Origin of the sequence: Tepidiforma thermophila (genome assembly GCF_002563855.1) — a bacterium.
GTDB classification, from domain to species: Bacteria; Chloroflexota; Dehalococcoidia; order Tepidiformales; family Tepidiformaceae; genus Tepidiforma; species Tepidiforma thermophila.
Map to the genome: position 1 here is coordinate 2,125,739 of NZ_PDJQ01000001.1, position 14,625 is coordinate 2,140,363.

General features: G+C 68.0%; 17 protein-coding genes and 1 tRNA gene. 10 read left to right on the top strand and 8 right to left on the bottom strand.

The features are described from left to right. Positions 1-81: 81 nt before the first annotated feature. Positions 82-675 (bottom strand): sulfite oxidase-like oxidoreductase, encoded by a 594-nt coding sequence (locus A9A59_RS10300; RefSeq protein WP_098504187.1) that lies wholly within the window; start codon positions 673-675, stop codon positions 82-84. A gap of 111 nt (positions 676-786) precedes the next feature. On the opposite strand from A9A59_RS10300, the gene lspA reads away from it, so the two are divergent. From lspA to A9A59_RS10320, 4 genes are all read left to right on the top strand, one after another. After that, on the top strand, positions 787-1,299 hold the full coding sequence (gene lspA / locus A9A59_RS10305; protein WP_098504188.1) for a signal peptidase II: 513 nt from the start codon (positions 787-789) through the stop codon (positions 1,297-1,299). Further along, positions 1,251-2,234, top strand: a complete 984-nt coding sequence (locus tag A9A59_RS10310) for an RluA family pseudouridine synthase (RefSeq protein WP_165772655.1) — start codon at positions 1,251-1,253, stop codon at positions 2,232-2,234. The genes lspA and A9A59_RS10310 overlap by 49 nt, the downstream gene beginning before the upstream one ends. Beyond that, positions 2,231-3,703, top strand: coding sequence for a glutamate--tRNA ligase (gene gltX / locus A9A59_RS10315; RefSeq protein WP_098504190.1), 1,473 nt, complete (start codon positions 2,231-2,233; stop codon positions 3,701-3,703). The genes A9A59_RS10310 and gltX overlap by 4 nt, the downstream gene beginning before the upstream one ends. Positions 3,704-3,753: 50 nt before the next feature. Continuing rightward, a tRNA-Gln gene (locus A9A59_RS10320) sits at positions 3,754-3,827 on the top strand. A gap of 104 nt (positions 3,828-3,931) precedes the next feature. On the opposite strand, the gene A9A59_RS10325 is transcribed toward A9A59_RS10320, so the two are convergent. After that, complete coding sequence (locus A9A59_RS10325; RefSeq protein WP_165772656.1) at positions 3,932-4,741, bottom strand: enoyl-CoA hydratase/isomerase family protein; 810 nt, start codon at positions 4,739-4,741, stop codon at positions 3,932-3,934. Between A9A59_RS10325 and A9A59_RS10330 the strand changes: the two genes are divergently transcribed. Together A9A59_RS10330 and A9A59_RS10335 are read left to right on the top strand one after the other, a co-directional pair. Beyond that, positions 4,740-5,147 carry a DUF3293 domain-containing protein gene (locus A9A59_RS10330; RefSeq protein WP_106427075.1) on the top strand — a complete coding sequence of 136 codons (408 nt, stop codon included), beginning with the start codon at positions 4,740-4,742 and terminating at the stop codon, positions 5,145-5,147. The genes A9A59_RS10325 and A9A59_RS10330 overlap by 2 nt on opposite strands. A gap of 94 nt (positions 5,148-5,241) precedes the next feature. Continuing rightward, positions 5,242-6,906: an MDR family MFS transporter gene (locus tag A9A59_RS10335; protein ID WP_098504192.1), complete on the top strand. Its 1,665-nt coding sequence runs from the start codon at positions 5,242-5,244 to the stop codon at positions 6,904-6,906. Between the two features lie 100 nt (positions 6,907-7,006). Here A9A59_RS10335 and rplS read toward each other — a convergent pair whose 3' ends face one another. The 3 genes from rplS to dut all read right to left on the bottom strand — a co-directional run bounded on the left by rplS (position 7,007) and on the right by dut (position 8,233). Then, positions 7,007-7,354, bottom strand: coding sequence for a 50S ribosomal protein L19 (gene rplS, locus A9A59_RS10340; protein ID WP_098504193.1), 348 nt, complete (start codon positions 7,352-7,354; stop codon positions 7,007-7,009). Between the two features lie 73 nt (positions 7,355-7,427). Further along, a complete protein-coding gene (gene crcB / locus A9A59_RS10345) occupies positions 7,428-7,802 on the bottom strand; it encodes a fluoride efflux transporter CrcB (protein ID WP_098504194.1) in 375 nt (124 codons plus the stop codon). Beyond that, positions 7,799-8,233, bottom strand: coding sequence for a dUTP diphosphatase (gene dut, locus A9A59_RS10350; RefSeq protein ID WP_098504195.1), 435 nt, complete (start codon positions 8,231-8,233; stop codon positions 7,799-7,801). Before dut ends, crcB begins: the two co-directional genes overlap by 4 nt. Positions 8,234-8,319: 86 nt before the next feature. Between dut and A9A59_RS10355 the strand changes: the two genes are divergently transcribed. From A9A59_RS10355 to A9A59_RS10365, 3 genes are all read left to right on the top strand, one after another. Next, positions 8,320-8,586 (top strand): type II toxin-antitoxin system prevent-host-death family antitoxin, encoded by a 267-nt coding sequence (locus A9A59_RS10355; protein WP_165772657.1) that lies wholly within the window; start codon positions 8,320-8,322, stop codon positions 8,584-8,586. Further along, entirely contained in the window at positions 8,586-9,014 is a 429-nt protein-coding gene (locus A9A59_RS10360) for a type II toxin-antitoxin system VapC family toxin (RefSeq protein WP_098504197.1), read from the top strand. Before A9A59_RS10355 ends, A9A59_RS10360 begins: the two co-directional genes overlap by 1 nt. 92 nt (positions 9,015-9,106) lie before the next feature. Further along, a complete protein-coding gene (locus A9A59_RS10365; RefSeq protein WP_098504198.1) occupies positions 9,107-10,048 on the top strand; it encodes an intradiol ring-cleavage dioxygenase in 942 nt (313 codons plus the stop codon). A 27-nt stretch (positions 10,049-10,075) separates the two neighbouring features. On the opposite strand, the gene cofE is transcribed toward A9A59_RS10365, so the two are convergent. Genes cofE through npdG form a run of 3 tightly spaced genes read right to left on the bottom strand, consistent with a single transcriptional unit; the run spans position 10,076 to position 12,301 of the window. Continuing rightward, positions 10,076-10,828, bottom strand: coding sequence for a coenzyme F420-0:L-glutamate ligase (cofE, locus tag A9A59_RS10370; protein ID WP_098504199.1), 753 nt, complete (start codon positions 10,826-10,828; stop codon positions 10,076-10,078). Positions 10,829-10,850: 22 nt separating this feature from the next. Beyond that, positions 10,851-11,648 (bottom strand): alpha/beta fold hydrolase, encoded by a 798-nt coding sequence (locus A9A59_RS10375; RefSeq protein ID WP_098504200.1) that lies wholly within the window; start codon positions 11,646-11,648, stop codon positions 10,851-10,853. Positions 11,649-11,650: 2 nt separating this feature from the next. Beyond that, positions 11,651-12,301: an NADPH-dependent F420 reductase gene (npdG, locus tag A9A59_RS10380; RefSeq protein ID WP_098504201.1), complete on the bottom strand. Its 651-nt coding sequence runs from the start codon at positions 12,299-12,301 to the stop codon at positions 11,651-11,653. 261 nt (positions 12,302-12,562) lie between these two features. Here npdG and ftsH point away from each other — a divergent pair, with 261 nt between their 5' ends. Then, positions 12,563-14,572, top strand: coding sequence for an ATP-dependent zinc metalloprotease FtsH (gene ftsH / locus A9A59_RS10385; protein WP_098504202.1), 2,010 nt, complete (start codon positions 12,563-12,565; stop codon positions 14,570-14,572). Positions 14,573-14,625: the final 53 nt, after the last annotated feature.

A 14,625-nucleotide genomic window follows, 5' to 3' on the forward strand; every position in this document is an offset into this window, starting at 1 on the left:
GTACTCGAATCCTTGAGCCGGCGCCGACAGGCGGTTGGCCCAGCGACAGCCTGCTTGCTTGATGGACCGGTTAGCGGCCCGTCAGGCGTAGCGCTGCTCTTTCCAGGGGTCGCCGTAGATGTGGTAGCCGTAGGTCTCCCAGAAGCCCGGCCGGTCGCGGTCGAGAAACTGGATGCCGCCGACCCATTTCGCGCTCTTCCAGAAGTAGAGATGGGGGACGACCAGCCGCATCGGCCAGCCGTGCTCTTTCGTCAGGGGCTGGCCGTTGTGGGAGTGGGCGAAGAGGACGCCTTCACGCAACAGGTCTTCGAGCGGCAGGTTGGTCGTGTAGCCGCCGTAGCAGTGAATCATCGCGTACTTCGCTTCGGGCTTAAGGCGGATGGCATCGTAGAGCGCGCGGAACGGCACACCCTCCCAGGTGTTGTCGAACTTGCTCCAGGTTGTGACGCAGTGGATATCGCTCGTGTCGGTCACCTGGCCGAGGGCGTTGAACTCCTCCCAGGTAAACGATTTCTCTTCCTCCACGAGCCCCCAGACGTGGAAGCGCCAGGTTTCGAGGTCGATGCGCGGGATGCTGCCGTAGTGGAGGACCGGCCACCCGGTGGTGAGGTGCTGGCCGGGCGGGAGCCGGGGTTTCCCGTCGGGGCGGAGCTCTTTCGACGCCGGGGTGGACATGCGCGGTTCCTCCGCTGCAATGAGGGGTCACCTGTCAGCGTAGCCGGTGGCGATCGAGGGCGGCAAGACACCCTGCCGACCATTCAGGTCCGGGCAGGTACACTGGTAGTGATGGAAGACGTCCACGCACAGGGCCGCAGCGGGCCGCGCCTGCGGGTGGCCCGGCGGGATGGCTGGTTCCTGCTGCTCGCAGCCGCCATCGTGGGGGTCGACCAGCTCACCAAGTGGGCGATCCGGGCGAGTATCGAGCGGGGCGACGCGGTTGAGGTGCTGCCGTTCTTCCGCATCGTCCACGTGACGAATACGGGCGCGGCGTTCGGGATCCTGCAGGGTGCGGGCCCGCTGTTGATTGTTGCGAGCCTTGCGGGCCTGGCAGCCATCGTGGTCTACCTGTTCAACCCGGGGTTCGCGCACCCGGTGGTGCGGCTCGGACTGGCCTGTATGCTCGGCGGCGCGGTGGGGAACCTGATCGACCGGGTCGCCGAAGGCCGCGTGGTCGACTTCCTAAAGGTGCCGCACTGGCCGGCGTTCAACGTGGCCGACTCGGCAATCAGCATCGGGGTGGTGATTCTCCTGTGGAGCATGCTGTTCCAGGACACGGAGCGGGACAGGTCGTCGAGCTGACGGCGCCGCGCAGCGGCAGGCTCGACGCGGTGCTCGCGGCAGCGCTCGACGACCTGTCGCGGTCGCGGGTGCAGCGCCTCATCGAGCGGGGCATGGTCCGCGTGAACGGGGCGGTGGCGCGGAAGTCGGCGGTCGTGGCTGAAGGGGATGCGGTGGTCGTCGTCATCGAGGCAGGACCGCGGGCGCCGGAGGCGGTGGACTTTGACCTGCCGGTGGTGTACGAGGACGAGCTGCTGGCCGCCATCGACAAGCCGGCGGGGCTTGCGGTGCACGGGGCGCCCGGCGATACCGCTCCTTCGGTCGCCGGGTGGTGGCTGGCCCGGCTCGGGCCGGCAAGCGCGGCGTTCGCACCCGACGTTGAGCGCCCGGGGGTGGTGCACCGGCTCGATAAGGAGACCAGCGGCGTGATGGTGCTGGCGAAAACCCCAGCGGCGCAGGCGGCGCTCAGCCGGGCATTCGAAGAGCGAAGGGCAAAGAAAACGTACCTCGCGGTGGTTGACGGCGTCCCGGCGCAGCCGCGGGCCGTGATTGATGCCCCAATCGACCGCGATCCGCGCGACCGGACCCGGATGGCGGTCACCGCGCGCGGCCGTTCGGCGCGCACGGAGTACGTTGTCGTGGCAAGCGACGGGGGCCGCAGCCTGCTCGAGGTGCACCCTGAGACCGGGCGCACGCACCAGATTCGCGTGCACCTCGCGGCGATCGGCACGCCGGTAGCGAACGATGCGGTGTACGGCACGGCTTCACCGGGGAGCCGCCAGCTCCTCCATGCCTACCGGCTGGAGCTGCCGCACCCGGCCGGCGGCCGACTAATTGCAGCTGCACCGCCCCCGGCCGACCTGCTCGCGGCGATTCGCGCCATCGGGGGAGAGGCGGTAGCCTCTCGGTACGCGGCGGTTCCTCCGCCGACCATCGAGCGAGGCGAGGCTTCGTGACCGACCGACCAGTCCGCACGCGCTATGCGCCAAGCCCCACCGGCAATCCGCACATCGGCAACATCCGCTCGGCACTTTTTAGCTGGGCATATGCCCGGTCGCACGGGGGCAAATTCCTGCTGCGGATCGAGGACACGGACCGCAACCGGTACGTCGAGAGCGCAGTCGAGGCGATCATGGAGAGCCTGCGCTGGCTCGGCATCGACTGGGACGAGGGACCGGACATTGGCGGTCCGCACGGGCCGTACTTCCAGTCGCAGCGGCTCGACCTCTATCGGCGGGCGGCAGACCGGTTGATCGAGCTGGGCCGGGCCTACCCCTGCTTCTGCACGCCGGAGCGGCTTGATGCGTTGCGGGCGGCGCAGGCTGCAGCAAAACAGCCTCCGGGCTACGACGGACTGTGCCGCGGCATCCCCAGGGCGGAGGCGGCCGAGCGGGCGGCAAAGGAGCCGCACGTGGTCCGCTTTGCGATGCGCCGGGAGGGGGTCACCGTCCTCGAGGACGTCATCCGCGGCGAGGTCGTGTTCGAAAACGCGCTCCAGGACGACTTCGTGATTCTGAAGTCGGACGGCTTTCCGACCTACCACCTCGCGGTCGTCGTCGACGACACGGCGATGGAGATCACCCACTGCATCCGCGGGGACGAGTGGATTTCGAGCGCGCCGAAGCACATCCAGCTGTACGAAGCGCTTGGCTGGACGCCGCCGGCCTGGGCCCACTTGCCGCTCATCCTCGGTCCGGACCATAAGAAGCTGAGCAAACGCTCGGGCGACACTGCGCTGCTGGACTACCGCGACCACGGCTATTTGCCGGAGGCGATGGTCAATTTTCTCGCGCTGCTCGGCTGGTCGCTGGATGACCACACGACCATCCTCGGCATCGAGGAGATGAAGCGGCACTTCGATCTCGCGCGGGTGGTGCCGAACCCGGCTGTGTTCGATATCGAGCGTCTGAACTACCTGAACGGACATTACATCCGGGCGATGGCCGAGGAGCGCTGGGTTGCGCTGGTGGGTGAGTGGGCCGACCGGGGCCTGCCGGCGTCGATCCCCCGGCCGCTGGACCCGGCGGTGATCCGCGCGACGGCGCCGCTGCTGCGCGAGCGGGTGACCCGGCTGGACGAGATCGCCGGGATGGTCGAGTTCCTGTTCACGTACGACGCCCCGGAGTACGACGTCTCACTCCTTACCGAGCGGGTGGGCGATGCGGCGACGGCGGTGCGGGTGCTGGACGAGGCGCTCGTCCGGCTCGATGCCATCAGCGACCACGACTGGGCAACGCCGGCGATTGAGGCGGCGCTCCGCGGGCTGGAGGAGCCCCTCGGGATGAAGCTGCGGAAGTTCATCCCGGTGCTGTACGTGGCGGTGATGGGGCGGCCGACCGGCATTCCGCTGTTCGATTCGCTCGCGATCCTTGGGCGGGAGCGGACGCTGGCGCGGCTGAGGGCGGCGCGCGCCCGGCTCGGCTGAAACCCGGCCTTGGCGCAGGAGCGCGCGGGTTGGTAATCTGGATGCCGCGCTGGGGATTCGTCTAAGGGTAGGACAGCAGACTCTGGATCTGTATGTGGGGGTTCGAATCCTCCATCCCCAGCCAGAACCGCCATGCGGCGCCGGCGGCGCGGCAATTCACGATTCTCAACGAACGTTCGGATGCGAGGCCCCGGGCAACCGGGGCCATTCCGCTTCCCGGCTGGAATGTCAGGCGTCGCGCCAGGCGGGGTCGCGCTTTTCGAACCAGGCCTGGCGGGCCTCCCGGGCGTCCTGGGTCTGGCTGGCAAGGATCTGGTTCCGGTTTTCGAGCTTGAGTGCGGTTTGCAGGCTGATGCCGTTGACGGTCTCGTTGAGGACCTGCTTGGTGAGGCGGAGACCGAGCGGGCTCGCGCGGCGGACAATCCCGTCGGCGATGGCCAGCGCGGCGGGAATGAGGTCGTCAGGCTCGACGATGCGGGTGATGAGGCCCATCTCGAGCGCCTCCTGGGCCTCGACGATGCGGCCGGAGTAGAGCATGTCGGCCGCGTGGGCCATGCCGACGATTTTCGGCAGGAAGTAGGAGGAGCCGACATCAGCTCCGCCGAGGCCAAGATTGAGGTAGGAGCAGGCGAACCGAGCGTTCGCGGTCCCGATGCGCATGTCGCACGCGAGGGCGATGGAAAGGCCGCCGCCAGTTGCGGGCCCGTTGACCGCGGCGATGAGCGCCTGGGGGCATTCGCGCATCTTCACCATCAAGTCGGCGATGTCTTCCTGGAAGGTCAGCGAGTCCTGGACAGGGCCGACGCCGGGCTGCCAGGGGCCCTGCTCGGGGCCGGCCTTCAGGTCGAGGCCGGCGCAGAAGCCGCGGCCGGCGCCGGTGATGATGATGACGCGGGTGCCGTAGTCGCGGTGGCGCGCGTCGAAGAAGGCCCGGAGTGCGCGGAGCATCGCATGGTCAATGGCGTTGAGGCGCTCGGGCCGGTTCAGGGTGAGAATGCCGATGGGACCGCGTGAATCGAAGTGCAGGGGCGTTTCCATGACCGGGGATTCTACCGGCCGGGCGCCAGACCCGGAGCTGGAAGCGGTGTACGGCTCGGCGGTGTACGAGGCCGAGCTGCCGGGCGGCCGGGTGACATTCCGCGTCGGCGACTGCGTGCCGGGGGCCCCGGGGCCGTTCGCCATCGTCACGGCGTGGAACCCGGGACACGAGCGGCCGCCGCGGGAGGTGAACGAGGCCAGGAATGCGGAACTTCGGTCGGAAATCGAACGGCGAGGATGGCACTGGGGTCCGGCCGAAGGCCGATCGCCTGACGGCACCCACCAGGAGCCGTCGTTCGCGGTTTGGGGTGCGCCGCTGGACGAGGTGCTGGCGCTGGCGCGGGAGTTCGGACAGGCGGCCGTCGCCTGGTTCGACGGCGAGCGGGCGCGGCTCGCGTGGTGCTGACCCAGGGCAGCGACTTCCCCAATTGTTTGGTCTGCGCGAACTATGTACGCTCGGGTGAACGCTTCACGCTGACGTGAACGTAGGAGACGAGCCGATGCACGCACCCGCAGCTCAGCAGCCGCTGGCGGAGACGCTTACCCCTCGGCAGAAGTGGCTCCTGCTGGGGAGCTTGATGGTGTCCCTGTTCATTGGCGCGCTGGACCAGACGGTGGTGTCTACCGCAACGCCCCGAATCCTTGCCGACCTCGGTGGGTTCACGCTCCTTTCGTGGCTGTTCACGAGCTACATGCTGACCTCGACGGTGGTAATCCCGCTGGTTGGGAAGCTGGGCGACATCTACGGGCGGAAGCTGTTCCTCATCGGCGGGGTGTTCCTGTTCATGGTTGCTTCCGCGGCCTGCGGCGCGGCCCCGAACATGCCGGTGCTGATCTGGATGCGGGCGCTGCAGGGACTCGGGGGCGGCATGATCTTCGCCTCGGTGTTCGCGACGATGGGCGACCTCTTCGCCCCGGCAGAGCGCGGCAAGTACATCGGGCTGTTCACCGGGGTGTTCAGCCTGGCCAGCGTCGTCGGGCCGACCTTTGGCGGTTTTTTGACAGACACACTGAGCTGGCGGTGGGTGTTCTACATCAACATCCCGGTGGGGCTCGTGGCCATCCCGGCCATCTGGTTCAACCTTCCGTCGAAGGTGCGCAGCGGTTCGCCGAAGCTGGATTTCCTCGGCGCGGGGCTGCTCTCGGCGGCCTCGGTTATGACGCTGCTCGCGCTGGTCTGGGCGGGCGACAGGTACGCGTGGGATTCGCCGCAGATTATCGGTCTGCTGGGGGGATCGGCAGTGCTGCTGGTGCTGTTCGTGCTGCAGGAGCTGCGGCATCCTGAGCCGACGCTCCCGCTCCATCTCTTCCGCAACCGGGTGTTCGTGCTGTCGAACCTGGTGGTGTTTACGTTCGGGTTCGGCGTATTCGGGGCGTTCCAGTTTCTTGGCATTTATGTCCAGACGGCGCTGGGCGCATCCGCCACAACCTCCGGGGTGATCACGACGCCGCAGAGCCTCGGGGTGCTCTTGACGAGCGTGGTCGGCGGGCAGGTGATTGCCCGGACGGGTAAGTACAAGTGGCAGACGGTCTTCGGCACGGTGCTGATTGCGGCAGCGCTCGGCGCCCTCACACAGGTGAGCCTCGAAACGCGGTTGTGGCAGGTGAGTGCGGTGATGGTCGTGCTTGGCTTCGGTTTCGGCCTGGTGCTCCCGACGATGTCGCTGGTGGTGCAGAACGCGGTGAGCTACCAGTACATCGGCGTCGCGAGCTCATCGAGCCAGTTCTTCCGGCAGATCGGCGCTGTGCTCGGCATCGCGGTTTTCGGGGCGATCCTCGCGAACACCTACCACGCAGAGTTCGCGGACCGGCTCACGGCGGAGGAGAAGGCCACGCTCGGCCCGGCGCTTGTCCAGCAGCTGGATGACCCAACGATTCGGCTGAACGAGGCGGTCTACGCGCGCATCGAGGAGGCAATCCGGGCGATGCCGGACGGCGATACCCTGCTCGACCGCACGCGGACGGCGCAGGGCGAAGGCGTCGTCATCGCGGTCCGGCACATCTACTGGGGAGCAGTCGCGGCGGCGATCCTCTGTGCGGTGCTGGCGTTCCTGATGCCGGAGCTACCGCTGCGCCGGACCGTTACCGGGGGGCCTCCCGGCGAACCGGGACGCGAGGCTGCTCCCGGCGGGCGGGTGCCGGTCCCCGGCGCCATCGGCGACTGACTCTTATGCTGCCGGGCGGCCCCGCGCAATCGGCAGACGCCGCGCGGCCCGGGCGAATATCGCCCGGGCCGCGCTCACATGGTGCTGCGAGAGGGGGCGGCTAGCGCTTTTCTTTGATGCGAGCGGCTTTCCCGGTGAGGCCGCGGAGGTAATAGAGGTTCTTGCGGCGCACCTTGCCGCGGCGCACCACTTCGATCTTGTCGACGCGCGGGCTGTAGAGGGGGAACGTACGCTCGACGCCGACCTGGCCGGCCGCGATCTTGCGGACGGTGAAGTTGGACGAGAGCCCCTTATTGCGCTTGCGGATGACCACGCCTTCGAAGACCTGGATCCGCTCCCGGTTGCCTTCGATGACCTTGGCGTGGACGCGGACAGTGTCGCCGCTGTTGAATTCAGGGCGCTCGACGGGCGCCGCGTTGGGCACGAGCGTATCGAGTTCGTAGGACATGGTGAGAGAACCCCGGTGGAGGTAACCAATTTAGGATAGCTTCCAGTGGGCTACGTTCCAGCCCGGCGGCACCTCAGCCGATCGCCCGGGCGACGGCCGCCCCGGCCCAGACTGCAAGGACGCCCACTCCGAGGGAGAGCCCGGCGTAGGCGGCGGCGGTCAGCGGCTCTGAGACCTTCACGAGGTCGTAGGTCTCCCAGCCGAAGGCCGAAAAGGTGGTGTAGCTGCCGAGGAAGCCGGTAACGAGGAAGAGGCGCGCTTCGCGGGAGAGCGAGCCGCGCTCGGCGAAAAACTCGAGCAGGAGCCCGATGATGAAGCAGCCGGTCACGTTCACCACGAAGGTGCCGAGCGGGAAGTTCCCCCAGGGCCCGGGTTTGAACTGGCTCCCGACGAAGTAGCGAAGGGGCGCCCCGATGACAGCCCCGAGGATGACGTAGAGATAGCTCACCGGCCGGTGCTCCCGTGGCCGCCGGCGCCGCGGGCGGTCGGCGCCAGGTCATCGGAGAGTTCGAACCGGGCCGGGGCGAGCCAGGTGAAGACGAGCTGGGCGATCCGGTCGCCGGGCTGGACGACGTGCTCGATGCCGGGGGCAATGGTGTACATCGTTACCAGCAGTTCCCCCCGGTAGTCGGCATCGATCGTGCCGAAGGTGCACAGGACGCCGTGGCGCGCGAGGCCGCTCCGCGGCCGAACCTGGGCGTCGATGCCCGGCGGGATTTCGAGGGCGATGCCGGTGGGGACGAGCACCGGGCGATTGCCGATCGCGACGGGGCCGGTGATGCAGGCTGAGAGGTCGAATCCGGAGGCGAGTTCAGTGGCGCGGGTGGGAACGCGCGCGCCGTCCCGGAGGAGTTTGACCCGGACCGTGGCGACTTCCACGCAGGGATGGTAGCAGCGAGCGGAGGCAGCGTCAGGGGCGCTTGACTGGCACCGTTTGGGTGGCCACCATGTGGCCACGAAGGACGATGACCATTCGCACAATCGGCGTTCGGCAGTTGAAGAACGAGGCGACCCAGGTGGTCCGCGCCGTGCGGGAGGAGCGGGTCGTGTACGTGATTACCGTCAACGGCAGCCCGGTGGCAACGCTCCGGCCGTATTCCGACCGCGACATCGCGGGAGTCGACCGGGGTGAGGCGGAGGCAGAGATCGCGGCGATCGAGCGGCTGGCTGCTGCAGTCGGCGAGGCGTGGCTGACGATGCCCTCGCTGTCGGGCCCGGGGGGCGAGCGCTGATGGCAACGCTCGACGCCAGCGTGTTCGTTTCGCTCTTCAACGCGCGGGACCGGCAGCACGAGACGACCGTTGCGTGGCTGCGCGAGGCGCTGGCGGAGGGCGAGCCGCTGCGCGCACCAGTCATTGCCCTGGCTGAAGTGTCGGCGGCTATCGCCGCGGGAACGGGCGACAGCTACCTTGCCCGCGAGGTTGAGCAGCAGCTGCGGGCTTCCCCGCTCTTCGAATTTCTGCCCGTGGCGCTGCCGCTGGCCGAACGGGCGGCGACGCTCGCGGCCGAGCATCAGCTGCGGGGCAGCGATGCGCTCTACTTCGCCGTGGCGGAGACGCTGGGCGACCGGTTGGTCACGCTGAATCCACGGCAGCTGCAGCGGGCGGGCCAGGTGGCCGAGGCGGTCCGCCCGAGGCCGGCCGACCTTTCCCAACGTTGACCCTCTTTACCTGTTTGTGGCCTCACGTGTGCGGAGATTGGCGGCATCACCGCCAGTCTGCCGATGATGGCAATCCAGGGAGATGTTCGGCCATGCGTCACCGGGTCTCGCGCATTCCTGACCGTACCCACGAAGACGACGACATCAACAACCGTGGCCTGCAATTCGACCTGGCGACATTACGGGACCAGCTCGACCGGCGGGGAGCGCTGAGACTGCTCGGTGGCGTTGCCGCCCTCGCCCTTGTGGGGTGCAGCGGGAGCGACCGCCCGGGCGAACCGGCCGGGACGCCCGCAGCCCCGGGGGGCATCGGCACTGCATCGGGGGAGGGAAGGAGCACCATCGAGCCGGGAGCCGGGGCGACGCGCCCGGTCTCGCCCATTCCGACCGAGGCGGTGACGCCGGCCTCGGCCTGCAACGGTGCGATCCCGCAGGAGACGGCGGGACCGTTCCCGGGCAACGGGGCGAATGGCCCGAACGTGCTGACGGCAAGCGGCATTGTCCGCAGCGATATCCGCTCGAGCCTCGGGGTCTCGAACACCGTGGCGCCCGGTGTCCTGCTGACGGTCAGGTTGACGCTCGTGGATACGGAGCGCGGCTGCGCGCCGCTTGCCGGGCATGCCGTGTACCTCTGGCACTGCGACCGGGATGGGCGGTACTCGATGTACGCGCTGCCGAATGAGAATTACCTGCGAGGAGTCCAGGCTTCGGACTCGGCAGGCCGGGTGTCATTTTTGACGGTCTTCCCTGGCTGTTACCCGGGAAGGTGGCCGCACATCCACTTCGAGGTTTACCCGAGCCTGGAGAGAGCGACGGCGGCTGCGAATAAGATCGCGACCTCGCAGCTTGCGTTCCCGGAGGATGCGTGCGCGGAGGTGTACGCGACGACCGGCTACGAGCAAAGCGGGAGGAACCTGTCCCGTGTCTCGCTGCAAACGGACGGAATCTTCCGGGACGGCTGGCAGCTTCAGCTTGCCGAGATGTCGGGCGACCCGGCGCGCGGCCACACCGCGAGCCTGGTCGTGGGCCTGTAGCGGGGCGTCCGGGGCCCGCTCACCCGCTCAGCGGAAAAGGTCGCGCTCCGGTTCGCGGATGATGAGCTGCATCGTGGCCTGTTCATCCGGCTCCCAGGGGAGGCCACGGACCACGGCAGCCGGGACGCGTGAGAGGTTGCCTTTGACCAGCTCGGCGGCCCCGGCGATTTCATCGGCGGTGCAGAGCGCCTGGACGCGGAACTCGTGGCCGTGGGGGTCGACCTGGCCGATGTAGCTGGTGATGGGGTGCATCCCTGCGATGCCGATGGCAACGTCGGTCTGGCCTTCGCGCCAGGGACGACCGAAGGTATCGGAGATGATGACGGCCACATCGATGCCCCGCTCACGAAGGCCGGCCCGGATGCGGCGCGCGCTGGCGTCGGGGTCTTCGGGCAGGAGGACGGCCCGGCCGTGACCGCCGGAGGAGGACTGGTCGACGCCGGAATTGGCGCAGACGAAGCCGTGGCGCGTCTCGGTGATGAGCACGGGGCCGACCTGGCGGACGACGCGGCGGGCCTCGCGGAGGACCAGCTCGACCACAGCGGGGTCTTTCTCCCAGCGCTCGGCGTACTGCCGGGCGAAGGGGGAAACCTCGACGGTGGCGAGGTCGACGACCCGTCCCTCAGCCTTGGAGACGATTTTCGAGGTCACGACCAGGATATCGCCGCTGGCGAGGGGCCGTCCGGCAGCGGATGCCGCGTCGAAGATGGCGGCGGCAAGGTCGGTTCCCGGAACGATTTCCGGGAGCCCGGGCACGCCGAAGATTTCGATCGAGCTCATGGTTCCACCTCCGGGCGACTGCTCAGGCGGACGCGAGGAAGTCGAGGAGCACCGCGGCCGTGCGCTCCGGATCGTGCGCCCAGAAGTTGTGACTGTCGCCTTCGAGCCATGCAAGGCGGGCGCGGGGAATCTGCCGGGCGAGCAGTTCGGCGTTGGCCGGCGGCACGAGTCGGTCGAGCGTACCGTGGAGGATGAGCACCGGGAAGTCTGCAGCATCGACGGCGGGGTTTGGGTCCGGCGCAGCCTGGGCGGCCTGGAGCTGGAACTGGAAGGTCCGGGCAGGCGTTGGGTTGGCCATCGTGCGGTTGAACCGGTCGACCAGCTCGTGTTCGTTGCGGGTGGTCCATTCCGGTGGGTGGATGATCGGCCAGCTGGCGCGGGCGGACTCGATGAGCGGCTTGGCGGGGTCCCAAAAGAGCGCGGTCCGGAGGTCCTCTTCGGTTGCAGGGATGCCATTGGGCGGGCAGAGGAGGCTGAGCGAACGGATACGCGCCGGCCCATACTCGCGGACCACGTGGCGCACGATGATGCTGCCGAGCGAACAGCCGAGGAGGTGGAACCGCTCCAGGCCGAGGTCGTCGGCGACGGCGATGACGTCGGCGGTCATGTCGGACATGGTCCAGGGCGCGGACGGCTTTTCGGACCGGCCGGTGCCGCGGTTGTCGAGGAGGACGAGGCGGTAGTGCGGCTCGAGGAGCGCCGGGAAGGCGTCCCACCAGTCGCCGGAGTGGCCGCCGATACCATAGACCATGACGAGGGGGTCCCCGGAGCCGCGGGTTTCGTACCAGATGCGGGTGCCGGAGCGCTCGGTGAACGGCATCGTCAGATTCCCACGATGCGAATGCTGGTCTGGGTCTTGTGCTTGCGGTTCAGGTTGATGAGGAGCGCGGTGAGCATTTCGACGTAGCGGCTCTGGGAGGGGCCGCCGGCGTCGATGCCGCGCACCCCGGCGATCTGATTGGCGAGGCCGATGATGACCTGCTTGGCCTCGGCGTCTTTGCCGCAGACGAGGACGTCGGCCTCGATCGGGTGGTCGAGGTGGTGGAGCTCCTCGGCGCTGAGGTTTTGGAACGCGCTGACGACGCGCGATTCGGGGAGCTGGGCGATCGCCTCCTGGAGGGCGCTGCCGCCGGGGACATCGAGCGCGACCGCACCGACGCCCTGGCGGAACTCGAGCGGGGCAACGACATTGCAGACAATCTTCCCGGTAAGGGCGCCGGCGAGCGCTTCGAGCGTGGCCGCCTGCCCGCTGTAGGGGAAGGTGAGGAAAACGACGTCGGCATCGCGGACGACGGAGGCGTTGTCGCCGCCTGTTGCGACGGCGCCGGGCACGGCCTCGCGGACCTTCGCGGCCGCTTCTTCGCCGCGCTCGGCGGAACGGGAGCCGATGGCGACCTCGTGCCCGGCGCGGGCGAAACGCATGGCAAGCCCGAGACCTTCAGGACCCGTGCCGCCGACGAATGCAAGCTTCATGCAGCCTCCTCAGAGCTGGAACGCGAGTGGGGATGGCCTACAGCGTAGCGGCTGGAAGGACAGGGAGCGAAACGCGCGTCCTTGAGGCCCCGGGAGCCGGTGCTGCGCCAGGTGCGCGGCGGTGACGTATCGATACTAGAGGCCCCTGCGCGGGCGCCTGGAGCGTACAGCGCCGCTTACATCGGCGGCGGGCACGGCCCGGGGCACCTGCTATACTCGAATCGTGCGCAGGCACCGACTGCGCCGTCACGGAGTTCCCTATTGTATTCCCGCTGGATTCGCAACAGTTTCTTCTGGCTCCTCGTCATCGTCGCAGTCATCGCGATCTTCTTCGCGTTCTTCGCCAACGGCAGCGACCACCAGTCGGTCGAATTCGGGCAGGTGATCACGGACGCTGAGCGCGGGCGCATCGAGAAGATCGAGGTGGACGGTCGGACGCTCACGGTCACCTATATTCGGCAGGCGAACGAAGAGACGGGGAAGGTCGTCAAAGCGAAGGCCGGGCCGAACACGAACATTGAGGAGATCCTGACCCAGCGCGGGGTGGCATTGAGCCGTGCACCCGGGACGGCTGAGGGCGTACCTGCCGTCAACCTGGAGTACAAAGACAGCTCCGGCTTCGGGCCGTTCCTCGGCCTCCTGCTGAATATCCTCCCGTTCCTGCTCTTCGGTCTGTTCTTGCTGCTCATCATGCGGCAGGCGCAGGGGTCCAACTCGCAGGCGATGAGCTTCGGAAAGAGCCGTGCGCGGCTCTTCACCGGGAGCAAGGTGACCGTGACCTTCGCGGACGTGGCGGGTGTGGACGAGGCGAAAGAGGAACTCGCCGAGGTCGTCGAGTTCCTGAAATATCCGGAGAAGTTCGCGGCGCTGGGGGCCCGGATTCCCAAGGGTGTGCTGCTGGTGGGGCCCCCGGGCACGGGCAAGACGCTCCTCTCGCGGGCGGTGGCCGGCGAGGCAGGGGTGCCGTTCTTCAGCATCTCCGGTTCCGAATTCGTCGAGATGTTCGTCGGCGTTGGTGCGAGCCGGGTGCGCGACCTGTTCGACCAGGCCAAGAAGAACGCGCCCTGCATTGTGTTCATCGACGAAATCGACGCGGTGGGCCGGCAGCGCGGGGCCGGCCTGGGCGGCAGCCACGATGAGCGCGAGCAGACGCTGAACCAGATCCTCGTCGAGATGGACGGCTTCGACACGGGCACGAACGTCATCGTGATTGCGGCGACGAACCGGCCCGACATCCTCGACCCGGCGCTGCTGCGGCCCGGGCGCTTCGACCGGAAGGTCGTGCTCGACGCGCCAGACATCAAGGGGCGCGAGGCGATTCTGAACGTCCACATGAAGGGCAAGCCGGTCGCAGACGACGTCGACGTGGCGGTGCTCGCGAAGGCGACATCCGGCTTCTCCGGTGCGGACCTTGCCAACCTTGTGAACGAGGCGGCCATCCTTGCCGCCCGGCGGAACAAGAAGATCATCACAATGAAGGAGTTCCTCGAGGCGATCGACCGGGTCATCCTCGGGCCGGAGCGGAAGAGCAAGGTGATGAGCGACCTCGAGAAGAAGGTCACGGCCTACCACGAAGGCGGGCACGTCATCGTGGCGCACTTCCTGAAGCACCACGACCCGGTCTACAAGGTAACGATCGTCTCCCGGGGGATGAGCGGCGGGCACACCCGCTTCCTCGGGGAGGACACCAGCTACCACACGCCTTCGATGTTCAAGGACCGGATGGCGAGCGCGCTCGGCGGGCTCGCGGCCGAGGAGATTGTCTTCGGCGAGGCTTCGACCGGGCCTTCGAGCGACATTCAGCAGGTGACCCGGATCGCGCGGTCGATGGTGACTCGCTGGGGGATGAGCAAGAAGCTCGGCCCGCGGACGTTCGGCAAGACCGAAGAGCTGATCTTCCTCGGGCGCGAAATCTCCGAAACGCGGGACTACAGCGAAAAGATTGCCGAGGAGATCGACGAGGAGGTGCGGGAGCTGATCGACGAGGCGCACGCGACAGCGACGAAGATCCTGCTCGAGCACCGAAAGCTGCTCGACAAGCTGGCGAATGTCCTCATCGAGGTCGAGACGCTGGAGGGCGAGCAGCTTGTTCGCCTGCTGAACAGCGACCCGGACGAGCCGTGGCCGCCGCCGGACCTGGCAGAGCCGAAGCCGGAAGCCGCGGCAAAGCCGACCGCGGAGGAGACGCCCCGGCGCCCCATCTTCGAGCCGAAGCCGACGACCGGTCTGGCGTGGGAGAGCAGCAACCAGTCCCGAACCGACGGGGGCTGACCGGCGTCGCAGGACTGCAGCGAGGCATTCACGAGAGCCCCGGGTTCGTTGAC